The sequence below is a fragment of the Limosilactobacillus agrestimuris genome, assembly GCF_943193105.1.
GTDB lineage: Bacteria > Bacillota > Bacilli > Lactobacillales > Lactobacillaceae > Limosilactobacillus > Limosilactobacillus agrestimuris.
On record NZ_CALPCW010000010.1, the window covers coordinates 16,588 to 39,965 of the forward strand.

The 23,378-nt window shown below is 39.1% G+C and carries 20 protein-coding genes and 1 other annotated feature; all 20 genes read left to right on the top strand.

The features are described from left to right. Nucleotides 1-3: 3 nt before the first annotated feature. Nucleotides 4-1,419, top strand: a complete 1,416-nt coding sequence (locus NFR46_RS06875) for a cytochrome ubiquinol oxidase subunit I (RefSeq protein ID WP_251575887.1) — start codon at nucleotides 4-6, stop codon at nucleotides 1,417-1,419. Further along, entirely contained in the window at nucleotides 1,420-2,436 is a 1,017-nt protein-coding gene (gene cydB / locus NFR46_RS06880; protein ID WP_251575889.1) for a cytochrome d ubiquinol oxidase subunit II, read from the top strand. Between the two features lie 5 nt (nucleotides 2,437-2,441). Then, nucleotides 2,442-4,160: a thiol reductant ABC exporter subunit CydD gene (cydD, locus tag NFR46_RS06885; RefSeq protein WP_251575891.1), complete on the top strand. Its 1,719-nt coding sequence runs from the start codon at nucleotides 2,442-2,444 to the stop codon at nucleotides 4,158-4,160. Beyond that, nucleotides 4,160-5,899: a thiol reductant ABC exporter subunit CydC gene (cydC, locus tag NFR46_RS06890; RefSeq protein WP_251576004.1), complete on the top strand. Its 1,740-nt coding sequence runs from the start codon at nucleotides 4,160-4,162 to the stop codon at nucleotides 5,897-5,899. Before cydD ends, cydC begins: the two co-directional genes overlap by 1 nt. Before the next feature lie 59 nt (nucleotides 5,900-5,958). Then, nucleotides 5,959-7,176: an NAD(P)/FAD-dependent oxidoreductase gene (locus NFR46_RS06895; protein ID WP_251575893.1), complete on the top strand. Its 1,218-nt coding sequence runs from the start codon at nucleotides 5,959-5,961 to the stop codon at nucleotides 7,174-7,176. Nucleotides 7,177-7,323: 147 nt separating this feature from the next. Continuing rightward, nucleotides 7,324-8,634 (top strand): bifunctional folylpolyglutamate synthase/dihydrofolate synthase, encoded by a 1,311-nt coding sequence (locus NFR46_RS06900; RefSeq protein ID WP_251575895.1) that lies wholly within the window; start codon nucleotides 7,324-7,326, stop codon nucleotides 8,632-8,634. Between the two features lie 64 nt (nucleotides 8,635-8,698). Further along, nucleotides 8,699-9,337, top strand: a complete 639-nt coding sequence (locus tag NFR46_RS06905) for a JAB domain-containing protein (protein WP_251575897.1) — start codon at nucleotides 8,699-8,701, stop codon at nucleotides 9,335-9,337. A 140-nt stretch (nucleotides 9,338-9,477) separates the two neighbouring features. Then, complete coding sequence (locus NFR46_RS06910; protein WP_277612860.1) at nucleotides 9,478-10,482, top strand: rod shape-determining protein; 1,005 nt, start codon at nucleotides 9,478-9,480, stop codon at nucleotides 10,480-10,482. Between the two features lie 81 nt (nucleotides 10,483-10,563). Then, nucleotides 10,564-11,412, top strand: coding sequence for a rod shape-determining protein MreC (mreC, locus tag NFR46_RS06915; RefSeq protein WP_251575901.1), 849 nt, complete (start codon nucleotides 10,564-10,566; stop codon nucleotides 11,410-11,412). Between the two features lie 13 nt (nucleotides 11,413-11,425). Next, on the top strand, nucleotides 11,426-11,962 hold the full coding sequence (gene mreD, locus NFR46_RS06920) for a rod shape-determining protein MreD (RefSeq protein ID WP_251575903.1): 537 nt from the start codon (nucleotides 11,426-11,428) through the stop codon (nucleotides 11,960-11,962). A 47-nt stretch (nucleotides 11,963-12,009) separates the two neighbouring features. Next, nucleotides 12,010-12,241 (top strand) — a binding site (T-box leader). A 179-nt stretch (nucleotides 12,242-12,420) separates the two neighbouring features. Then, complete coding sequence (locus tag NFR46_RS06925; RefSeq protein ID WP_251575905.1) at nucleotides 12,421-13,068, top strand: amino acid ABC transporter permease; 648 nt, start codon at nucleotides 12,421-12,423, stop codon at nucleotides 13,066-13,068. Between the two features lie 13 nt (nucleotides 13,069-13,081). Further along, nucleotides 13,082-13,729, top strand: a complete 648-nt coding sequence (locus NFR46_RS06930) for an amino acid ABC transporter ATP-binding protein (protein ID WP_251575907.1) — start codon at nucleotides 13,082-13,084, stop codon at nucleotides 13,727-13,729. A gap of 19 nt (nucleotides 13,730-13,748) precedes the next feature. Beyond that, nucleotides 13,749-14,591 carry an amino acid ABC transporter substrate-binding protein gene (locus tag NFR46_RS06935; protein ID WP_251575909.1) on the top strand — a complete coding sequence of 281 codons (843 nt, stop codon included), beginning with the start codon at nucleotides 13,749-13,751 and terminating at the stop codon, nucleotides 14,589-14,591. A 179-nt stretch (nucleotides 14,592-14,770) separates the two neighbouring features. Then, on the top strand, nucleotides 14,771-16,024 hold the full coding sequence (gene yfmF, locus NFR46_RS06940) for an EF-P 5-aminopentanol modification-associated protein YfmF (RefSeq protein WP_251575911.1): 1,254 nt from the start codon (nucleotides 14,771-14,773) through the stop codon (nucleotides 16,022-16,024). A 6-nt stretch (nucleotides 16,025-16,030) separates the two neighbouring features. Next, complete coding sequence (yfmH, locus tag NFR46_RS06945) at nucleotides 16,031-17,329, top strand: EF-P 5-aminopentanol modification-associated protein YfmH (protein ID WP_251575913.1); 1,299 nt, start codon at nucleotides 16,031-16,033, stop codon at nucleotides 17,327-17,329. A gap of 84 nt (nucleotides 17,330-17,413) precedes the next feature. Next, entirely contained in the window at nucleotides 17,414-18,508 is a 1,095-nt protein-coding gene (locus NFR46_RS06950; protein ID WP_251575915.1) for a helix-turn-helix domain-containing protein, read from the top strand. Between the two features lie 21 nt (nucleotides 18,509-18,529). Further along, nucleotides 18,530-19,117: a CDP-diacylglycerol--glycerol-3-phosphate 3-phosphatidyltransferase gene (pgsA, locus tag NFR46_RS06955; RefSeq protein WP_251575917.1), complete on the top strand. Its 588-nt coding sequence runs from the start codon at nucleotides 18,530-18,532 to the stop codon at nucleotides 19,115-19,117. A gap of 185 nt (nucleotides 19,118-19,302) precedes the next feature. After that, the gene (locus NFR46_RS06960) at nucleotides 19,303-20,661 is read left to right on the top strand and encodes an MFS transporter (RefSeq protein WP_251575919.1); all 1,359 of its coding nucleotides are present in this window, start codon (nucleotides 19,303-19,305) and stop codon (nucleotides 20,659-20,661) included. A 181-nt stretch (nucleotides 20,662-20,842) separates the two neighbouring features. Then, nucleotides 20,843-22,084, top strand: coding sequence for a competence/damage-inducible protein A (locus tag NFR46_RS06965; protein ID WP_251575921.1), 1,242 nt, complete (start codon nucleotides 20,843-20,845; stop codon nucleotides 22,082-22,084). An 88-nt stretch (nucleotides 22,085-22,172) separates the two neighbouring features. Then, the gene (recA, locus tag NFR46_RS06970; RefSeq protein WP_251575925.1) at nucleotides 22,173-23,258 is read left to right on the top strand and encodes a recombinase RecA; all 1,086 of its coding nucleotides are present in this window, start codon (nucleotides 22,173-22,175) and stop codon (nucleotides 23,256-23,258) included. The last annotated feature ends 120 nt before the right edge of the window (nucleotides 23,259-23,378 follow it).

The following is a 23,378-nucleotide window of genomic DNA, read 5'->3' on the forward strand; positions in this document are numbered from 1 at the left end:
ATTATGAGTATTCTTAGTCTTGCTCGATTTCAATTCGCAATGACAACGGTATACCACTTTTTCTTTGTTCCTTTCACTATTGGGACAGCGTTTATCGTTGCAATTATGGAATCAATGTATGTTCATACTAAGAATGAGTCATATAAAAAGATGACGAAATTTTGGGGAAATATTTTTCTCTTGAGTTTTGCCGTCGGTGTTGTTACAGGTATTATTCAAGAATTCCAATTTGGGATGAACTGGTCTGATTATTCACGGTTTATGGGAGACATTTTTGGTGCCCCATTAGCTTTGGAAGCTTTGCTATCATTCTTTATTGAATCTACTTTCATTGGTCTCTGGGTATTTACCTGGGATAAGGTAAAACCGGGACTTCATGCTTTCTTTATTTGGATGACTAGTTTTGGTTCACTTACTTCTGCCCTATGGATTTTAACCGCGAACTCATTTATGCAACACCCGGTTGGTTATGCAATCCGTGGTGGCCGTGCAGTGATGGTTAATTTTGGTGCATTGTTAAAGAACCCCCAGTTATGGTTTGAATATGGTCACGTTATTTTGAACGCGATCATGATGGGTGGCGTTATCTTTGCCGGATTGACTGCTTTCCAATTATTAAAGAAACGGTCAATTTCAAATGAAGCACAGACAATTTACAAGAAAACAATGCGTCTAAGCTTATGGATGTCATTGATTTTTGCTATCTTTGGTCTTGTCCTTGGTGATATGCAAATGCAATACCTTGTTAAGGAACAGCCAATGAAGTTTGCTGCAACTGAAGATGTTTACACAACTACTGGTAATCATGCCCCATGGACGATTGTGGGAATAGCGAATACGAAGGAACATAAAGTTCAGGACAATATCGATATTCCAGATATGTTAAGTATTTTGTCTTATCACAAGACTACCGGAGCCGTTACCGGGATGAATGAACTAAATGCACAGTACAAGAAGAAATACGGTAAGGATATCGATTATTATCCACCGGTAAATACGCTGTTCTATAGTTTCCGGATCATGTGTGCAATTTCTGCCTGGATTATTTTGGTTTCATTCGTTGGCTTAATTATGAGTCGCAAGAAGTCCGGTTACCTTTACAAGCATAAGTGGACACTATGGGTACTAGCACTGACAACCTTCTTACCATTCATTGGGAACACCGCTGGTTGGTTTGTTACAGAATTCGGTCGTGTTCCGTGGACCGTTTACGGACTCTTCACTATCCAGCAAAGTGTTTCGCCAAATGTTTCGGTAGCTTCGTTGTTAACCTCTAACATCGTCTACTTTGTACTGTTTACAGCATTAGCGATCACCTTAATTGGTTTAATCGTTCGTGAATTAAAGAAGGATCCAACTCAAGTAATTGAACCGAAATTCAAGAAGGTTCTCGATCCATTTGATAAGGAGGCGTTCTAAATGAGTTTTCTCCAATTATTATGGTTTGTTTTGATTGGTGTTCTCTTTGCCGGCTTCTTCTTCCTTGATGGATTTGATTACGGTGTTGGTATGGCAACTGTTACATTAACCAGTGACGAAGCAGAACGTGACCAAATGGTTCGGACAATTGGCCCGGTTTGGGATGGTAATGAAGTTTGGTTAATCACTGCTGGTGGGGCAATGTTTGCCTCATTCCCATTCTGGTATGCCAGCCTGTTTAGTGGTTACTACATTATCCTGATGTTAGTTTTAGTTGGCTTAATTATTCGTGGAGTTTCCTTCGAATTTCGGAAGAGATCCCCAATGCCCCAGAAACGAATTTGGGACTGGGCACTGGGAATTGGAAGCTTCATGGCACCGTTCTTCCTTGGAATCATGTTTATTAGTATGATTCAGGGGATGCCAATTGATGCTAACGGTAATTTCCATGCCACTTTCTTTGACTACATTAACTGGTTCTCAGTTGTTGGTGGGGTTGCTCTTACTCTCCTAACGTACCTTCATGGCCTTAATTATATTGCTTTGAAGACGGCTGGGGATATTCGGCAACGAGCAAATAATGTTGCTCAATTCCTCTACTGGGTACTCTATGTTGGCTTGGTTGTCTTTGCATTAATGCTGATCTTTATGACAGACTTTATGAAAGTTCATCCAGTTGCCACAATTGTAATGTTAGTTGTAATGGTTGTTTTGACAATTATTGCTCAAGTAGCTGCAATTAAGGGTAAAGAATTAACGGCCTTTATAGCTAGTGGATTAACATTAGTTGCCCTAGTAGTTCTTCTATTTATTGGGTTATTTCCACGGGTACTGATTAGTTCAATTAGTCCACGTTATGACTTGTTGATTCAAAACGCATCATCCACCCAGTACACATTGACAGTAATGACAATTGCTACATGCTGCTTATTGCCATTTGTCCTTGCTTACACAATTTGGGCATACTGGATTTTCCGGAAGCGGATTGCAATGCCAGTAATTACGGAGGCTAAGTAAGTATTATGATTGATCGACTACTCTTCACGCTGAAGGGGAGCAAGCAGATCATGGTAAAGCTTGTAGGGTTTTACGTCCTGCAAGCTTTTCTTATCATTGGTCAAGCAATTTCTTTAGCATCACTTTTAACAAACCTTTGGGCTGGTTACCCCTTAGTAAGTGAGTGGGGCTGGCTGCTAGGGTTTGTTGGTTGTTTTATTGGTCGACACGTTATTAATTGGCTTGATACGGTATTACTTGATAATTATGCCCGGAAAACCGCACAAGAACTACGACAACAGTTATTAGCCAAGTTATTTAAGCTTGGCCCTCGATTAGTTCAACAACAAGGAACCGGTAATATTGTCACTCTAACTTTAGATGGGATATCTGAAGTGGAAAATTATATTAATCTGCTTTTTAGTAAATTTGTCAGTATGATGATTATTCCGGTAATGCTCCTAGTGGTTTGCTTTTGGTTAGACTGGATATCGGGAGTTGTGATGATCCTTGTTTATCCGTTAATCATTCTATTTATGATTATTCTTGGTTATGCAGCCAAGGCGAAGGCAGATCGTCAATACGCAAGTTTTCAAGTCCTTTCAAACCATTTTATTGATTCATTGCGGGGAATTGATACTTTGAAATATTTTGGTTTGAGTAAACGCTATTCTAAGAGCATTTTTCGCTCAAGTGAACGTTTTCGGAAGTCAACGATGAGCGTTATCCGTGTAGCAATGTTATCTACCTTTGCACTTGACTTTTTCACGACCTTATCGATTGCGGTTCTTGCTGTTTTCCTTGGCTTAAGGTTGATTGATGGTCGGCTATTATTATTTCCAGCTCTTGGAATCTTGATCTTAGCTCCAGAATATTTTATGCCAATTCGTAATTTTGCTAATGATTACCATGCTACCTTGAATGGTAAAAATTCTTTTCATGCGGTTGAAAAGATTTTACATGAAGAAGTGCCTCCTGAACCCCACGTTGATATCAAACAGTGGCAGGACAGTAGTCAATTGGAACTTGATAAAGTTGAATTTCAATATCAACATGGTAGTCGTTTGGCGCCAGTAAACTTAAGACTTCATGGCTTTCAAAAAGTCGGGATTGTTGGAATGAGTGGTGCAGGGAAAACTACCTTGATTAACCTTCTTGGTGGCTTCCTTCAACCAACGGCCGGAACGATCAAGATTCAAGGGCAAACTGTAAAAACACTAAATATTGAGGACTGGCAAAAACAGATTATCTATATTCCGCAGGATCCATATATCTTTGATGATACGTTGAGAAATAATATCAGTTTCTATACGCCGGACGTTAGCCAAGCACAAATTGAAAAAGCGGTTGAAATGATGGGGCTTGGTTTATTAGTTGCTGAATTACCTAATGGGTTGGATACAATGATCGGTAAGGGACATCGCCAATTAAGTGGTGGTCAGGCTCAACGAATTGCTCTTGCGCGAGCCTTCTTGGACCAATCTCGGCGAGTCCTAATTTTAGATGAGCCAACCGCCCATTTGGATATTGAAACCGAGTTGGAACTAAAAGAACGAATGATTCCGATTATGAAAAATCACTTAGTCTTATTTGCCACTCACCGTCTTCATTGGATGAAGCAAATGGATTATATTGTAGTGATGAAACATGGCCAGGTTATTGAACAAGGAACATACGATCAATTAATGGCCAAGCCAGGCTACTTTACAGATCTCGTTTTTGATCGTTCAAAGGAGGGAGAATGATGAATAGGATTCCATTACTAAAAGCCCTCCGTAACGATCGCTGGGTTCGCCCCTTTTTACGAAAGTATCGCTGGACACTAGCATTAGCAATTTCGTTAGGGATTTTAACATTTGTCTGTGCCGGAGGGCTAATGTTTACAGCTGGATACCTAATTAGTAGGTGTGCGACGATGCCGTTTAACATTTTGCTGGTTTACGTTCCAATTGTTTTAACGCGGGCATTTGGGATCTTCCGTCCTGTATTTCACTATGCTGAACGTCTTACTAGTCATAACTGGGTTTTTAAGATGACGTCAATGTTTCGGAAAAAGCTCTATGACTCACTTGAAAAGGACGCGGTATTTTTTAATAGTAAGTATCGGATTGGTGATATTCTAGGTCTCCTTTCTGAAGATGTTGCCCATATTCAAAATTTATATTTACGAACAATTTTTCCAATGCTGGTCGCATGTGGACTGTACCTGATTATTGTAATTGGTCTTGGTGTTCTAACGCCGTGGATGGGATTATTAATGTTAGTCTTGTTTGGCTTAATTATTTTTGGAATTCCAGTATGGTCGATCTTGGTTAATGGTGCTCGTCAAGAGCAGGAAAAACAGGCAACTAACCGACTATATTCTGATCTGACTGATAATGTAATGGGAATTACCGACTGGGTACTTTCCGGAAATTCTAGTAAGTATATCAGGCGTCATGATAGCGATGAGAAGAAGCTCCTTAGTTCCCAAAAGTCAATGCACCGTTTTAATAATTTCCGTGACTTTGTTCTTCAAATGATGATCCTTTTGGTTATTATCTCTTTGATCGCTTGGGCGTCATATCGATTTGGTGGTCATTGGGGTGCTAATTGGATTGCTGCCTTTGTCCTGTGTGTATTTCCACTTGATGAGGCACTCGTTGGCCTTCCGGCAGCTGCCCAACAAACGAATGTTTATACCGATTCACTAGTGCGCCTTAATAAACTTCCAGAACCAGTTAAGGCAAATAAGCAAGTTCCGCAAATTGAAGCACCATATCAAATTAAAGTAGACGATGTTAGCTTTAGGTATTCATCATCTACAAAGTTAATTTTGGATCACCTAAACTTAACCATTAAGCCGGGAGAAAAATTAGCTATTCTTGGTCGAAGTGGAGCCGGAAAAAGCACCCTGGCAAGTTTGATTCGTGGTGATCTCCACCCAACAAAGGGACAAATAACAATTAATGGTGTACCTACGGATAAGCTTGGTGATCACATTGCTGACTATATTGGTGTTGTTCACCAGTCACCTTACTTATTCAATACCACTGTTTTGAACAATATTCGTTTAGGAAATGAAGATGCTACGGAGGAAGATGTCTGGGATGTCTTAAAACGGGTTGGCCTTGAAGAAAAAATTCGTCAGTTACCAGATAGGTTAAACACAAAGATTGGTGAAGCAGGATTAATCTTTTCTGGTGGTGAACGTCACCGATTATCGTTAGCCCGAATTCTACTGAAGGATGTTCCAATTGTGATTCTGGATGAACCGACGGTTGGGCTTGATCCATTAACTGAGCAACAGGTGATTGATACTTTTATGAATGAATTAGCTGGGAAAACACTTATTTGGATTACACATCATTTGCAGGGAATTGATGCGATGGATCGTGTTATTTTCCTTGAAGATGGTAAAATAACAATGAGTGGGATACCACAGAAATTATGGGAAACAAACTCCCATTATCGAAAATTAAAAAAAGCGGATCAAGGGTTGTAAAAATAGAGCAATTTATAAAAGATGTTCTATACTAATAGTTAATAGGGGATGAATTATTTATGAAGAAGATTGTTGTACTGGGTGCCGGATATGCGGGCCTAAAAACGGTTGTTCTCCTTCAAAAGAAATTGAAGGGTGAAGGACGGATTGTTTTAGTTGACCGGAATACTTATCACTATGAAGCTACTGATCTTCATGAAGTTGCCGCTGGGAATGTTCCACCTGCAAAGATTTCATACCAAGTTAGTGATTTGGTTAATTCTAAGGTAACTACTTTTATTCATGATGAGGTTGTTAAGATTAATCCTGACGACAAGACTGTTGAGTTAGCTCATCGTGAACAACCATTAGACTATGACTACTGTGTTGTTGGTCTTGGCTTTACTTCTGAAACATTCGGCATTGAAGGAGCAAAAGAAAATGCTCTTCAGATGACTAATGTTAAAGAGGCTTTAGAGATTCATAGCCATATTATTGATAAAATGAAGGATTATAAGATTACCAAGAATCCTGATGATTTGAAGATCATTGTCTGTGGTGCTGGTTTTACTGGAATTGAATTAGCTGGTGCATTAGTTGATGCACGACCACGGTACGCACAAATTGCGGGTGTCAAGCCTGAGGATATTCAAATTTCTCTTATTGAAGCTTCAGAACGACTTTTGCCAATGTTTAATCAGGATCTGGCTGATTACGGAGTTAACCTTGTTAAGAAGCTTGGGGTTCATCTTTACACAAGTTGCTTAATTTCACGGATTAAGCCAAGTACAGTTATTTATCAACATGGTCGTGGTAATGGCGATGAATCAATGACTGCGGGAACTATCATTTGGACAACTGGTGTTAGTGGTAGTCCTGTAATGGCAGAATCTGGTTTTAATGAACGTCGGGGTCGGGTTGTTGTTACCGATCACTTGAATGATCCAGATCATGATGATCTTTACATTATCGGAGATGTGGCTGCAGTAATGGCACCTGGTTCTCCTCGTCCATACCCAACTACAGCACAACTGGCTCTTTCGATGGCTGATTATGTTGCTGATGACATTGCTGACCGGATTAAGAAGGGTCAGCGGTTAAGTGAACCATATTCATACAAGTCACTTGGAACCGTGGCTTCAGTTGGTAATACGCGTGGCTTTGGGGTAGCTATGGGACACGAAGTAAAGGGTTACCCTGGTTCATTTATGAAGAAGATGATTGCCAACCGGTCGCTTTTAGAAGTAGGTGGGCTTAAAGAACTATTTGCCAAGGGACGTTTTGATTTATACCACTAGAATCTTTTAAATTATCAATAGAACTATAAATGGATCGCTAAAGGGAGAAATCCCTAAGGTTAGCGATCCATTTGTGGTTTAAATTATGGTAAGATGTTGTATTAATAATCTGTATTAATTTCTAAATTGATGATGGGGGAAAACAGGATGATTGAATCTTATACCGATGCGTTGAATTTTATTCATGGCCGGACAAAGTTTAAAAAGATTCCAACATTAGACCGGATGCGACTTTTTTTAGACCGCTTGGGAAATCCGCAAAGGGGATTGCAATACATTCATGTTACTGGAACTAATGGTAAGGGTTCAACAGTAGCGATGATGAGATCAATGTTGATGGCGACCGGATTAAATGTGGGGAGTTTTACGTCACCTTTCATAACTCGTTTTAACGAACGGATTGCTCTTAACGCAGAGCCAATAAGCGATACTGATTTAACGAGGTTGGCAAAAAAGGTTGAGCCAGTTGTTCATCAATTAGACCAAGAGCTACCCACGGGAGGCCCCACTGAATTTGAGATTGATACAGCCATTATGTTTTGTTACTTTGCTGAAAAGAAACCGGACTTAGTATTGCTTGAAGTAGGAATTGGCGGTTTATATGATTCAACGAATGTGATTACACCATTGGTAAGCGTAATCACAACGGTCGGCTGGGATCACATGAAGTACCTCGGTAATACGTTAGCAAAGATCGCCCACCAAAAGGCTGGAATTATTAAAGAAAGTGTTCCTGTAGTTATTGGTCATCTTCCCTTATCAGCACATGAAGTTATTGTTAAAGAGTCGGCGGAAAAGAAAGCCCAGATTTATGAACTGGGAAAGGAGTTTTCGACAAGAAAGCTTAATCGGCATGCAATGAATGCAGAGATTGAATATGATGGTGGAGAATTACACCATTTTCGGGGGAAGCTTAAGTTAGCCGGAGATTACCAGGTAGAAAATGCTGCAATTGCAATAACGACAGTTCAAGTAGTACTGAATAAACTAGGAATTCCGGTGAATGTAGTAGACTTAAAAAAGGGATTAGCAACAACATGGTGGCCGGGACGGATGGAAACTGTAATTGATGAGCCACTAGTGATGCTTGATGGCGCACATAACCTTCCCGGAATTCAGGCATTAGTAAAATCGATTCGGGATGATTTTAGTGATCGTAATGTTTACATTCTTGTTGCAATATTGGCTGATAAGCAGTATGAGCTGATGATTGGGGAATTAGCCAGTCTAGCAAATGTTCATTTAATGGTGACTAACTTTGCAGGTCCAGGTCCCAAGCGACCAAGTGCTGACCTGACCAGTGTTATTGGTGAGTTTAAGACAAAATACCCAATTCAAATTGCCGAAAATTGGCAAAGTGGTTTTGTTGAATTATCTCAAGAATTAGGAGCTGATGATGTGATGATTATCACGGGATCACTCTACTTTATTTCGGAAGTCAGAAAAATTTTAAAATAAAATAATGCAAATCTTCTTTTTTTCGTTTTATATATATAGAACGGAAAAAGGAGATTTTTTATTTATGTTTTCAGCAGAATCAACTCAATATCTTGAACTTGTCGCTAGAATTTTAATCGATGGTAGTGAGGAGGGAAATGCCCTTTTTCACCAATTTATTAAAAGCTTTCCCACACCCCTTGCCGTGAAAAATATAACAATTGACGAAAAGAAAGAACTTCTTGAAGAGGGAGAACAAATGGAAATTCTTTTAGCAGCGTTAGAATTAGGAGAATTAGTTGTTCGAAGTAAGGCTTGTTTGTTTGGTCATGCTTACTCTAGTCAATTATTGAGTACTGAAATGATGGATCGATTAAGCGGTGAAAGTCAGGAAAGTTTATATTTAGTTGGAACTGACATTCATAATGATATTATCGACATCAAGCAAATGTTTATCGGTGGTCTTAGCGAATGCAATGTTTATCCTGATCGGATTTTTCGACGGGCATTAATTCAGTCTGCTAGTGGGATTGCAGTTGTTCATAATCACCCTTCTGGAAGCGTTGAACCCTCATCGGCTGATCGGGCAATGATTAAACGGCTAGAAAAGGGGTGTCGAATGTTAGGATTGACCTTCCTTGATTTCTTAATTGTTGCTCAGGATAATTACTACAGCTGGCGTGAAAATCAAGCATTTCAAAGAAGAGATGGGACGAAAAATTAAAGAAATCGTTAATTTATCAAAGATTTAGCCTTCTCTAGTGATTTATTGTGTATATTAAAGTTCGTATATGGCGTTTGCTATGGTATAATATGCTCGATATTAGATAAAAAATAATTTACTAGATGAAGGGAAGAAGCAGATTGCTAGGAATCGGAACCAAAAATATTGGCATCGACCTCGGAACAGCAAACACGATTGTGTATGTTGAAGGCAAGGGAATTGTATTGCGTGAACCATCAGTTGTTGCTCGGAATACTAAAACCAATGAAGTCATTTCTGTAGGTAAGGATGCTCGTGACATGATCGGCCGGACTCCGGGTAGCATTACAGCTATTCGACCAATGAAGGACGGGGTAATTGCTGACTACGACACCACTGTTGCAATGATGAAGTACTATATCGAAAAGGCTTTGGGGAATTCTAACGGAAAGCCTTACGTAATGGTATGTGTCCCAAGTGGAATTACTGAAGTTGAGAAGCGGGCCGTAATTGATGCTACTCGTGTTGCGGGTGCCCGTGACGCTTACGTTATTGAAGAACCATTTGCTGCTGCGATCGGTGCTGGCCTTCCAGTAATGGATCCGACCGGTAGTATGGTTGTTGATATTGGTGGTGGAACTACTGATGTGGCAACCATTTCCTTAGGTGGGATTGTTTCTAGTCGTTCAATTCGAATGGCTGGGGATGAAATGAATGATGCAATTGCACAATATGTTCGCCAAAACATGAACTTGTTAATCGGTGAGAGAACAGCTGAAAAGATTAAGTGGGATATTGGTTCTGCTTCGGTCGATGCAGCCGCTGAAATGGGTTCAACCGAGGTTCGTGGTCGTGACCTTGTTACGGGACTACCAAAGACAATGGAGGTTTCTGCAAAGGATGTTTCCATTGCTCTACAAGATGTTGTTAATTCAATTATCGATGCAATTAAGGGAACATTGGAAGAAACTTCTCCAGAAATTGCAGCCGATGTTATTGATCACGGAATTGTCCTTACAGGTGGTGGTGCACTATTGAAGCACCTTCCTGACGTGATTGCTGATGCTACTAAGGTTCCAGTATTCATTGCAAACGATCCACTTGACTGTGTTGCAACTGGTACTGGTGAATCATTAAAGAGTATCGACGTAATGAAAAAGAAGTAATAAGTAACGGGATGGGGCTGGTCGCAAAACGATTTGTTTTGTCCAGTCCTTTCTTTTTAGTAAAAATGCTGGAGGAATAAAATGCGCAAGTTTTTTTCCAATCGACGGCTTGTTATCCTTGTGCTAATTCTAATTGTTTGTTTTGGTTTGATGGCTGGGTCAGTTTCGATGCGTAATCGTCGGAATACACCACCGCTAATTCAGCAATTTGGTAATGACATTGTTGGTTTTGTAGATAGTGTAGTTGCTATCCCAGTAAATGCAGTTCAGGGTGGCTTTAGTTCTGTTGGTCAACTAATGGATACGTATTCTGAAAACCGGGAACTAAAGCAACAGGTAACTGAATTAGCTCAAACCAAGGTCCGCGATCAGACTTTAGCAAAGGAAAATAAAGAGCTTAAGCAAGAATTAAAGCTTAATAAGTCATTAACTGATTACAACACGATTACTGCTTCAGTAATGATGAGAACACCATCTTCATGGCAAAAGCAACTGGTAATTAATAAGGGTCAATCTAATGGAATCAAGAAAAACATGCCCGTAATGAGTGGTAGTGGCTTGATTGGGCGAATTAGTGAAGTAAATAAGACTAATAGTAAGGTTGAACTATTAAGTAATACTAGTGAATCGGCAAATCGTTTTGCTATCACCATTGATGGATCAAATAATCAAACCGTTAATGGACTCATTACCGACTATAACGATTCAACAGGTGAATTAATTATGGGACAAGTTAGTTCCAAAGCTAAGTTGAAGAAGGGCGCAAAGGTAATGACAAGTGGTATGGGAGGCGTAATACCAAGGGGCCTCTATGTTGGTCGTGTAACTCGGATTGGGAAAGACGACTATGGATTAGCCCAAAAGGTATACATTAAGCCCGCTGCTAATATGAATGACGTTAATATTGTGACCGTTGCGGAACCTGCTTGATCGAGGTGATTGGATGTATAGATTATCGCGATTAAAGTATATATTTCCGCTGGGGTTATTTATCTCATTATTTTTAGATGGCTCTTTAAGTAGTGTTTGGGCAAAGTTTTTCTTTAGCTATCCTTATTCAATGATGAGTGAGTTAGTTTTACTTTGGCTAGTACTTTCGTATTACTTTGAAGAAGATATTGAAATTCCATTAATTCCCTTTGCAGTACTTGCGGGAATTGTATTTGATGTTTACTTTACCGGTATTTTAGGGTTAGATATCTTTCTTTTTCCGCTAATTGTTGAGCTTACGAAGATTCTATCAAGGTATTTTGATCAATCGTTTTTGACGGTTATTATGATTTTTTTTATTGATATTGTAGTTTTTGTAACGTTAACGTACTGGGCATACTCACTAGTAGGAATTACCCATATGAATGTTGGGGACTATCTTGTGTATACTTTAGCGCCAACACTTGCTCTTAATTTGGTTTACTTTGTAATTCTTTATTGGCCAATTCAATCAATTTATACATGGGCTTTGAAGCAAAAAAAATCCTAAAAGGGATTGACAAAGTTGGTTATCGAGTGTAGGATACATGACAATATCAAAAAGCGAAGAACAGACTAGTAAAGAATTAGCTAGCTCTTCAGAGAGTTCGTGATGATGGGAAACGAACGGGTTAGTGTTCTTGAATCACATCTGCAAGTTGATCTGTTGAATTAAGTAGGCAGTTCCGGGGTAGCCCGTTACAGCGCGGAGTTTAATTAATGAACTTACTGAGGTTGCTTTTGTGAGAAAGTAACAACATGAGGTGGAACCGCGTAAAACGCCCTCATAGTCGAAAGACTGTGAGGGCGTTTTCTTTTTCCTACAGTAAATTAGTTAAACTCATGAGGTAATTACTGTGAGGTAATTATAAAATGAGGTGGAACCACGACTTGCTCGTCCTCTTAGGCTAATTAATTAGTTTAAGAGGATTTTTTGTTTAACGTTTTTTAATTCAAGGAGGTTTTAAAATGTCGCTTAATTACGTATCACAAATCTTGCCTTCACTTATCCAGGGGGCTGGATTAACATTACAGATCTTTTTTTGGACACTGATTATTTCAATCCCCTTAGGAATTATTGTAAGTCTAGGACTGACTTCAAAAATAAAACCCCTTAAGTGGATCCTTGAAATTTATGTTTGGTTAATGCGGGGAACACCGTTACTTTTACAATTGATTTTTGTCTTCTATGGACTACCAATTGTTGGAATTGTATTTGAGCGGTATGATGCAGCACTTGTTGCGTTTATTCTTAACTATGCGGCCTACTTCGCTGAAATTTTCCGTGGTGGTTTTCAATCCGTCAGTGTTGGTCAATACGAAGCTGCTAAGGTATTGCGATTGAATTATTGGCAAACGGTTCGAAAAATTATTATCCCTCAAGTTGTTAAAATCGTTATTCCTTCGATTGGAAATGAAGTTATTAACTTGGTAAAGGATTCTTCACTTGTTTACGTAATTGGACTTGGTGACCTTCTTCGGGCAGGAAACATTGCTACCTCTCGAGACGTAACTCTTGTTCCCCTTCTCCTTGTTGGGTTAATTTACCTGATTCTTGTTGGTATTTGTACGTTAATCTTACGTCAAGTTGAAAAACGTTATTCATATTTTAAGTAAGGAGGAATAGCCGATGTTAGAAGTTAAGAATCTAAAGAAAAGTTTTGGCGATCGGGTAATTCTCGATGATGTTAACTTGACCGTTAAAGATGATGAGATCCTTTGCATTGTTGGTCCTTCAGGGGCAGGAAAAACAACTTTGCTCCGTTGTATTACTGGATTAGATACTCCTGATAGTGGTGAATTCCTAATGGACGGCAAACCGTTTGATCCTTCAGGAACTGGCGCATCTGATCAAGTAATTGGGGTTGTTTTCCAAGACTTTAACCTTTTTCCTAATCTATCAGTAATGGAAAATATAACCTTAGCGCCAACGATGGTTCTTAAGCAGTCAAAAGATGAAGCCACGAAGAATGCTCAAGAGTTATTGGCGAAATTAGGGCTATCAGCGAAAGGAAATCTTTATCCTTGGCAATTGTCTGGAGGACAAAAACAGCGGGTTGCAATTGCACGTGCTTTAGCAATGAAGCCGAAAATCCTTTGCTATGATGAACCAACATCAGCGCTTGATCCAAATCTCCGTCAAGACGTTGCAAACATCATTCTTTCACTAAAGAAGAGTGGTGTAACCCAATTAGTAGTTACTCACGATTTTGATTTTGCTGAAGAAATTGCTGACGAATTGTTAAAGGTTAACCCGATCGATCAGAGTCAAGATTAAAGAATGGGAGGTGCTTGCTATGCGAAAAATTAAATATTGGCTGGTGCTCCTGATTTTAGTCACTCCTGCTCTTGTTCTTAGTGGCTGTCAAAGCGTTACTCAACGGGCAAATACTCAGGATACTTGGAACCGGATTGAAAAACGAAAGCGCGTTGTAATTGGGTTAGATGATAGTTTTGTTCCAATGGGCTTTCGACAAAAAAACGGTAAACTTGTTGGGTATGATGTTGATTTAGCACGAGCTGTTTTTAAGCAATACGGAATAAAGGCTGACTTTCAACCTATTGATTGGTCAATGAAGGAAACAGAGTTGAAGAACGGGACAATCGACTTATTGTGGAATGGTTACTCAATTAACGCTAGTCGACGAAAAAAAGTTGCGTTTAGTCGGCCGTACTTAAAGAATGAGCAAGTTTTGGTCACAAAAAAAGCTTCTAATATTCTGGATTTTGCTGATATGAAAGGAAAATCTTTAGGGGTGCAAAATGGTTCAACGGGATTAACAGCATTGGATGAACGTCCCAAAGTTCTGAAGGATTTAATTAAGAATAAGAAGCCAATTCTTTATGATACTTTTCCGGATGCCTTCATCGATTTAAATGCTAACCGAATTCAAGGAATCTTGATGGATCAAGTTTATGCTGATTACTATATTAAGCACCAAAAGGATAGTTCTTCATATCGAACCTATACAAGTAAGGCCCTTCCAGTTGAATACTATGCTGTCGGAATGAGGAAAGGCGATAAGACCTTGCGACAAAAGATTAACGCTGGTTTAGGACAACTACAGAAAAACGGTGAGTTAAGAAAAATTAATCAGAAGTGGTTTGGTACTAATAGTAATTACCTAGGCGCGGATTAAAAAATGTTTAATTATAAAAATGACTCCTGGCATTTTTAAGGGTGCCAAGAGTCATTTCTTTGTATATAAGAATTTAATTTTCACCAGAGTTTGTAATTTAGCACGGGATAAAGTATCATTAATCAGTATGATTTAATTTCGAGATATAGTTAATTACATTGGGGAAGGGAGATATATCAGTGGATTATCGTCTTGCTAAAGGTGTCGATCTTCATGTTATTCCGACAGAGCAATTTAAGATGACCCATATCTTAATTGACTTTGCGACACCACAGACAACTACGAATGCCACAGCAAGGAACCTCCTTGCTAACCTATTAGAAACAAGCACCCATCTTTACCCGACGCAAACTGCCCTTGCTCGGCAAATGGCTAAGCTGTATGGTGCATTTGCTTCGCTTGGGGTTGGTCGAGTTGGACGGTTGCATACCGTTCGCTTACGGTCAAGTTTTATCAATAATCACTTGGCGCAAAAAGACCTATTTACACAGGTAACTGAATTAATTAATCAAATACTATTTTATCCGTTAATCGATGATGGAGAATTTGATAGTCCAACGTTCCGTCTTCAGGTAAATAACCTTACTAGTTCAATCAAGGCGTTGTACGATGATAAGCAATTTTATGCTAACCAGCAGTTATTAAAGTTGTATTATAATTCTGATTCAGTTATGCAGGTACCGAGCTTTGGAAGAATTTCTGATCTTGATTACTGTACTCCATCAAGTTTGGTACAGACATATGAAAAGATGATTAATCAAGATAAAGTGGATATATTCGTTCTGGGAAATGTTGAGCCAGAAAGGGTATATTCAGCAATTCGTCAATTACCATTTGTGGATCGAGATCCATTGCTTCCGGAAACAACCTTTTATTTTCAAGAGCCTCATGAAGATGTGTTTAATAAAAGAGAGCAGCAACGGGTTAGTCAGGCTAAGCTAGATTTAGGGTACAATCTACCGATTTATTATCGTGATCCGCTATACCCGGTTGCCTTAGTTTTTAATGGCCTTTTTGGGGGAACTCCATATTCAAAGCTCTTTACTAATGTTCGGGAAAAAGCTGGTCTAGCTTACTATGCTTCTAGTCGCCTAGCTCCTTTTTCTGGATTAATTAATGTGCAAACTGGCATTCAACCAGCCGATTATCAAACTACTCTAGAAATGATTCAGGAGCAAGTAGCCGAACTGCAAGCAGGGAATTTTACTGCAGAGGTAATGCGTGAGGTTCAAGATGCATTGATTAATCAGCATTATGCCGGCTTTGATTTAGCAAATAACATATTAGAGCATCACTTGGTTAACCAATTACTTTCGTTACCAGAACAAACTGATTTTGCACAGCAAGTTAACCGGGTGACTAAAGATGATGTGACAAAGGTTGCATCAATGATTAAACTACAAGCAAGCTATTTATTGAGTGGTGAAAAATAAAACTATATGAATAAAGAAATTTATGAAGAATTTAACCAGCCAATTTACCGACAACAATTAGCGAATGGCTTGACATTACAGATGATGCCTATGGCTGGGTACCATAAGACATATGCAAGTTATACTACCGATTTTGGCTCAATTGATAATTGTTTTGTTCCATATGATAAACAGGATGCTATTAAAGTGCCAGATGGAATTGCTCACTTTTTGGAACATAAGATGTTTGAGAAGGCTGACCATGATGCATTTGACTTATTTGGAAAGCTTGGTGCTGATTCTAATGCTTTTACTAGTTTTACCCAAACGAGTTATCTATTTTCAACTACGAGTCATGTTCATGAAAGCTTGGATGTTCTCTTAGATTTTGTTCAGGAACCGTATTTTACCGAGCAGACGGTAAATAAGGAACAGGGAATTATTGGTCAGGAAATTAAGATGTATGAAGATGATGCATCTTGGCGACTATACCTTGGTATCCTGGGGAACCTTTATCCACATGATCCAATGCATATCGATATAGCGGGAACAGTGGAAAGTATCAGTAAGATTACCCCTGAATACTTGATGGAGACATATAAGACATTTTATCAACCAAGTAACATGAACTTAGTTCTAGCTGGTAACTTGAATCCTGACGAAATCGTTGATTGGGTAATCCAAAACCAAAGCCAGCGGCAATTTTTACCTGTAATCAAGCCCAACCGGATTTTTAACCTTAATGATCCATCGGCTCACGATGTAATTCCATTTAGATCCTTAACCATGGACGTTGCTCGGCCAAAAGTAATTGTTGGTTTACGGGGAATTGAGATGCCTGAGGATGGTCAGGAACGGTTGCGTTATAAGTTAGCAATTGATTTATTACTGGACGTTCTTTTTGATGATACTTCGGATAATTACCTCCGCTTGTACAACAATGAAGTTCTTGATGATTCATTTGCTTATAATCTAGAAATGCAACGTGATTTTTACTTTGCATATTTCAGTTCGGATACCGATCAGATGGAACGATTTGCGGATGAAGTAATTGCTATTTTAGAAAGTGCTGATCAACAAATCGATGCTGCAAGAACACGTTTTAATGAGATTAAAAATGCAGAAATTGGTCGTTTAACGGGCTTGCTGGATTCACCAGAAGCGGTTGCTAATCATTATGGAGGAAAGTTCTTTGACGGGGCCAATCTGATGGATGAAATTAGGGTGCTACGGTCAATTAACCTAGATGATCTCTATGATGTTGCTAAGCGGTTCATCGTTTCTCAAGGAATTTCTGTATTCCAAATTATCCCGCAACACCGTTAATTCAAGATTTTCTTAATAATTAATAACGGAATGCCATGCTATAATTAGCAGGTAGGATTAAAATTCAGAGATGGAGATATCACAATGAGTGAAAACGATAATGAACAACGGATCGAAATTGGTAAGAAACTTCGTGATGCTCGACAGGCAAAGGGCTACACGTTAGATGACTTACAACAATTAACTAAAATTCAAAAGCGGTACTTAATTGCGATCGAAGATGAAAAATTTGATGAGTTACCGGGCGACTTTTATGTTCGGGCTTTTATTAAACAATACGCAGATACTGTTGGCCTTGATGGTAATGAGTTGCTAAAAGAATTTAATGAACAACTGCCACAAACTAAGACAGAAGAATATTCTGAGCATATTAGTCAAGCAGTAGAAACACGGGCTAACCGACGGAAAACAGTTAGTCAGGGTGTCAGCAAAGTTCGCCAGTACCTGCCAACAATTATTATTGCCTGTGTAATCGTGATTGTTTTGGCAGCAATTTGGGTGACCGCAATTGTGCGTGGCCATCAAGATGCTTCCACGAAGATTGACAATAGCTCTGTTTCAGTTTCTGGTGAAAGCCGGAAAAAGAGTAGTAGCTCTGTAAAGAAACATTCAACTAAGTTGCCGAAGAAGAGCACTGCAATCAAACTAACGGAAGCTAGTCGAAATAACAATAGTGTTACCTATAACGCTGCTTCACTGAAGAAGGATACAAAATTACAAATTAAGACAAGCGGTCGGGCATGGAACAGTGTAACCACTGATGGAACCAGTGCCTTAAGTCGGACAATGGATGCTAATTCAACGGCTGACGTAACCATTAAGCGGACTGCTAATACCGTTGTGATTACGGTTGGAAATGCTTCAGCAACGAGTTTGAAGCTTGGTAATAAGAAGATTAACTTTACTGATAACGGTCGTTACAATAATACTCGAACAGTTACGATTCACTTTGGTAATTCTTCTAGTTCGTCAGCTTCTAGCAGTGTATCCTCTACTCGGACAACAACTACTAATAATAACCAACGGACTACGACTCAGACAACAAGGACAAACGAAACAAATCGGAATACAACCACAACTCCGGTTCGTTTAACCAACGCTCCTACAACAAACCAGGGGCAAAATCAAAGTCGGTCACAGAACCAACAACCACAGACTAACCAAACGCAATCACGCTAATGGTTATGAGGAGGAAGTAATTTGAATTTACCTAATAAATTAACAGTTGTGCGTTTAATCATTATTCCCTTTTTCTTGTTGTTAATGGTTTTGCCATTACAATCATGGGGTGCTATTAGTTTCTGGGGAACAACAATTCCGGTTTCCCAATTTATTGCTGCAATCTTGTTTATCGCAGCAACATTGACCGATAATTTAGATGGTCGAATTGCACGAAAGCATCATTTAGTAACTAATTTTGGTAAGTTTACTGATCCGTTAGCAGATAAGTTACTAGTAATGACAGCATTTATTGTCTTGACCGGAAATCAAGTAGTTCCTGCATGGGTAACCTCAATCATTATCTGGCGAGAACTATCTGTTACTGGATTGCGTCTCTTGTTGGTAGAACAAGATGGAGTTGTCTTGGCTGCCAAAATGCCAGGAAAGATCAAGACGACTACCCAGTTTATTGCGATTATTTTCTTATTGCTTAATAACGTAATTTTTGCAATCTGGGGGATACCATTTGGACAAATCATGCTATATATTTGCCTATTCTTCACTATTTACTCTGGTGTTGATTACTTTGTTCAGGGTAGAGATGTCTTTTCAGATGGGTTTAAATAATAAATAAAACGAAGAGAGGATGCTGGGAGTCATGAATGGCCCCTAGCGCCTTCTCTTCGTTTTTATTTTTCTGAAAAAATTATAAATATTTTAGCAGGAAATATTCATTTTAGATTTTGAATATGATAATATTGGTCTGTACCTTTTGGAAAAAGGTTCAAACTTTATTGTAAGGAGATGAAACTATGCTTTCATTCTTAAAGCCGGCTCCTGATGCTAAGGTTAAGGTCTCAAAGGATAAGATTGCGACCGTTTATAAGTGGCGTCAGGTTGGTGTGTTATTGTCAATTTGTATCGGTTACATTGGCTATTATGTTATTCGTCTTATTTTTACAACCGAGCAGAATGATATTATGAAGCAGTATGGCTTTACCACTGCTGATATTGGAATGGTTCTTTCGTGTTTTGGTATCGGTTATGGTATTTCCAAGCTATTCATGGGAGCACTTAGTGATAAGAGTAACCCCAACCACTACCTAGCAACCGGTTTGATTATTTCAGCAATTTTGAACTTTGGCTTAGGTGCCACGAGAAACCTTTACGTAATGATGTTCCTGATGTTGGTAATGTCAATTGCGCAAGGGATGGGGGCTGCTGCTTGTCAACGGATTGTTCAACTATGGTGGGGAAAGAAACACCGTGGGGCAATCTACTCTATTTGGTCATCCGCTCATAATGCTGGTGCATTTGTCTGTGTTGCCGTTGTTCAATTAGCAACTTTCATGTTCTCCAGCTCAATTCCTGCAGTATTCTACACTGCATCAGTTGTGTCACTAATCATTGCTGCCTTTGTATTAATTTGTGGAGCTGATCGTCCTACTACTGTTGGTCTCCCAAGTATTTCTCAATATACTGGTGATGAAGTTGTGCTTGAAAATGGGAAGGCTTCTTCTTCAGAATTAACAAGCTTAACTTTGCCACAAATCTTTGTAAAGTATATTTTAACTAATAAGGTTGTTTGGGCAATTACGTTGACTTCAATGTCCCTCTACCTAGTTCGTTATGGGGTGATGAGTTGGATTCCTAGTTTCTTGGTTCAATCCAAGGGTTTTAGTCCGTCGTTTGCTAAATGGCTGGTCGGAATTTTTGAATTAGCGGCTGTCCCTGGTGTAATTATCATGGGAGCAATTTCTGATTTCCTGAAAGATCGCCGGGCAATTGTCTGCATCGCTTGTGTCATCTTACTATTTATTTGTCTAACAACCTATTTCTTTAGCACTAGTCATGTTTTGATTGTTACCGTCCTTTTTATTATGGGAACGTTAATTTACGCACCGTTAACTTTGGTTGGTTTAATGGTAAACGAAGCCGTTCCAAAGTTTGCTGTTGGTTCATCAACAGGATTTATGGGCTTTTTCCAGTATATCTTTGGTGAAACCCTAGCAACGGCCTTAATTGGTGTTTTGGTCTCCAAGTATGGATGGTTGGCAAGTAATATTGTTCTTTATTCAGCAGCAGCTCTTGCGTTATTGTTATTAATCTACATTATGTTTAATGAGAATCGAGTTGCTAAGCTTGCTAAAGAAGAAGGTATAAAAGAATAAAGGCTTGTTAATATTATTTGTTTTGGGCACTAGTTTCAATTTTTATTGGATACTAGGCCCTTTTTAGATCAACGCTTATATTAATAGGGGATTAGTTATATGATTGATCTAGAATTTAGAATAGAAATTAAAAAGTAGGATTAGACAATTTTTACGTTATTAATACTTGGAGGCAAAAAACATGAATGCAGAAATTATTTCGGTTGGTGATGAGCTCCAACGTGGTGAAATCACTAATACTAATTCAGCGTTCCTAGCAAAAAAATTGAATTCTTTAGGGATTATTATAACGTCACAAGTAACTATTGGTGATGATCCAGACGCTATTATTAGCAGTGTTCATGAAAGAAAAAGGCAAGCTGATTTAATCTTTGTTTGTGGTGGCTTAGGGCCTACTGTAGACGACGTTACCTTATCAGCAGTTGCCAAGGCTGTTGATATGCCAGTAAAGACTGATATCCCAACATGGCAACATCTTTTAAGCATTTTTGCTCAACGTCAAATTGACATTCAACCAGAAAATAAGCGTCAGGCACAATACGTTGGTAAATTGATTCCTAATTTGCGGGGGCTAGCTTTAGGAAGTTGGGTTAAGCTGGGTAAGCAACGCGTCGTTGTCCTTCCAGGGCCACCTTCTGAATTTCAAGCAATGGTGGAACAAGAAGTGATTCCCATGATTATTAAAGAACTTAATATTCAAAAGACAATTAAAACCCGGGCACTCCATTTTCTCGGAAGACCTGAGTCGATTTTGATGAATGATTTGAAACCGGTGATGGAAACTTACCCAGACATCACGATTACTTCGTATGTTAAGCCTACTAATATTGAGCTCCGGTTAACTGGCTTTATGAATAAGCAAATAGATATTGAGGCCCGGTTTGATCGGGTAACAAAAATGATTCTTGAAAAAGAGGGTGAATATTACCTGGGAATGGGAAATAATTTCAGCTTGGTAAATAAGGTAGTTAACTTACTTAAACAACAAAAATTAAAAATTACTGGAGCTGAAAGTTTAACTGGCGGTCTCTTTCAGAGTACGATTTGTTCAGTTCCTGGTGCTTCAGAAATTTTTGATGGGGGATTTGTCACTTATGCTGCATCAGCAAAGGTTAAATTGTTAGAAATCCCTTCTACATTGATTGAACATAATGGGGTAGTAAGTAGTGCCACTGCTGAAGCAATGGCTGAATATTCTCGTAAAAAACTTGGTGCTGACTTTGGGCTTGGCTTTACCGGGGTTGCAGGTCCGGATAGCCTAGAAGGTAATCCGGCAGGGACTGTTTGGATTGGATTAGCGCGTAAGGGGGAAAAACCAATTTCAAAACAATTACACCTAGCGAGTTACTTAGGCCGACAAGAGATTCGCTTGTTAAGTGTCCAGTATGGTTTACAAATGGTTTTACGAGAAATTAAAAAATAATCGAACCATTGTTCGCTAAAATTCTTGTTTTTTTGTCCAAAACTGTTATGATTATTAACGGATATTCCGTTTCAAAGGAGGAATTATTTTGGCTGATCAACGAAAAGCAGCACTTGATGTCGCAATTCGTAAGATTGAAAAGAATTTCGGTAAGGGTTCCATCATGCGGATGGGTGACGCAGCCGATATGAAGATTGCGACGGTATCAAGTGGCTCATTAGCAATTGACAAGGCCCTTGGGGTAGGTGGTTATCCCCGTGGTCGAATTGTTGAAATTTATGGTCCTGAAAGTTCAGGAAAGACAACTGTTGCATTGCAAGCAGTTGCTGAAGTTCAACGTCAAGGTGGTACGGCAGCTTATATTGATGCTGAAAATGCCCTTGATCCTCAATATGCAGAGGCATTAGGGGTAAATGTTGATGATCTACTCCTTTCCCAGCCTGATACTGGTGAAGAAGGGTTGGAAATTGCTGACGCATTGATTTCAAGTGGAGCAGTGGACTTGGTTGTTGTTGATTCAGTTGCTGCCCTTGTACCACGTGCTGAAATTGAAGGTGAGATGGGAGATGCTCACGTCGGTCTCCAAGCACGGTTAATGTCACAAGCATTGCGGAAGCTTTCTGGAGAAATTAATAAGACAAAGACGATTGCAATCTTTATTAACCAAATTCGTGAAAAAGTTGGTGTAATGTTCGGTAATCCTGAGACGACTACTGGTGGTCGGGCATTAAAGTTCTATTCGACCATTCGGATGGAAATCCGTCGTTCTGAACAAATTAAGAACGGGACGAATGTTATCGGTAACCGAACTAAGATTAAGATTGTTAAAAATAAGGTTGCTCCACCGTTCAAGCGTGCCGAAGTTGATATCATGTATGGTGAAGGAATTTCTAAGACCGGTGAACTTCTTGATATGGCCGTTGATAAGGACCTTGTTAATAAGTCCGGTGCATGGTACTCATATGGAGACGAACGAATTGGCCAAGGTCGTGAAAATGCAAAGAAATGGTTAGCAGAACATCCTGATAGTATGGCAGAACTAATGAACAAGGTTCGTGAAGCTTATGGGATGGAGCCATTGAAGGGTACTACTAACGAGAAAGATAAAAGCGAAAAGCAAGATTCTAAAACTGGTTCCAAGCAGGAAACTATCGAAGAAGCAAGTAAAAAGTAAAGATTTTTAATTTTAGGTGGAGAATTACTAAATTAGTAGTTCTCCTTCTTTTAATTATTAAAAGAGTGGTTGACACTAATTAACCGCAAGCTTAAAATTTAACTTGTGTGATATTTAATT

Bases quoted from the DNA above. Each gene is read 5' to 3' on its own strand.
- NFR46_RS06875 (WP_251575887.1), top strand. From the start codon at position 4: ATGAGTATTCTTAGTCTTGCTCGATTTCAATTCGCAATGACAACGGTA.
- cydB (WP_251575889.1), top strand. From the start codon at position 1,420: ATGAGTTTTCTCCAATTATTATGGTTTGTTTTGATTGGTGTTCTCTTT.
- cydD (WP_251575891.1), top strand. From the start codon at position 2,442: ATGATTGATCGACTACTCTTCACGCTGAAGGGGAGCAAGCAGATCATG.
- cydC (WP_251576004.1), top strand. From the start codon at position 4,160: ATGAATAGGATTCCATTACTAAAAGCCCTCCGTAACGATCGCTGGGTT.
- NFR46_RS06895 (WP_251575893.1), top strand. From the start codon at position 5,959: ATGAAGAAGATTGTTGTACTGGGTGCCGGATATGCGGGCCTAAAAACG.
- NFR46_RS06900 (WP_251575895.1), top strand. From the start codon at position 7,324: ATGATTGAATCTTATACCGATGCGTTGAATTTTATTCATGGCCGGACA.
- NFR46_RS06905 (WP_251575897.1), top strand. From the start codon at position 8,699: ATGTTTTCAGCAGAATCAACTCAATATCTTGAACTTGTCGCTAGAATT.
- mreC (WP_251575901.1), top strand. From the start codon at position 10,564: ATGCGCAAGTTTTTTTCCAATCGACGGCTTGTTATCCTTGTGCTAATT.
- mreD (WP_251575903.1), top strand. From the start codon at position 11,426: ATGTATAGATTATCGCGATTAAAGTATATATTTCCGCTGGGGTTATTT.
- NFR46_RS06925 (WP_251575905.1), top strand. From the start codon at position 12,421: ATGTCGCTTAATTACGTATCACAAATCTTGCCTTCACTTATCCAGGGG.
- NFR46_RS06930 (WP_251575907.1), top strand. From the start codon at position 13,082: ATGTTAGAAGTTAAGAATCTAAAGAAAAGTTTTGGCGATCGGGTAATT.
- NFR46_RS06935 (WP_251575909.1), top strand. From the start codon at position 13,749: ATGCGAAAAATTAAATATTGGCTGGTGCTCCTGATTTTAGTCACTCCT.
- yfmH (WP_251575913.1), top strand. From the start codon at position 16,031: ATGAATAAAGAAATTTATGAAGAATTTAACCAGCCAATTTACCGACAA.
- NFR46_RS06950 (WP_251575915.1), top strand. From the start codon at position 17,414: ATGAGTGAAAACGATAATGAACAACGGATCGAAATTGGTAAGAAACTT.
- NFR46_RS06960 (WP_251575919.1), top strand. From the start codon at position 19,303: ATGCTTTCATTCTTAAAGCCGGCTCCTGATGCTAAGGTTAAGGTCTCA.
- NFR46_RS06965 (WP_251575921.1), top strand. From the start codon at position 20,843: ATGAATGCAGAAATTATTTCGGTTGGTGATGAGCTCCAACGTGGTGAA.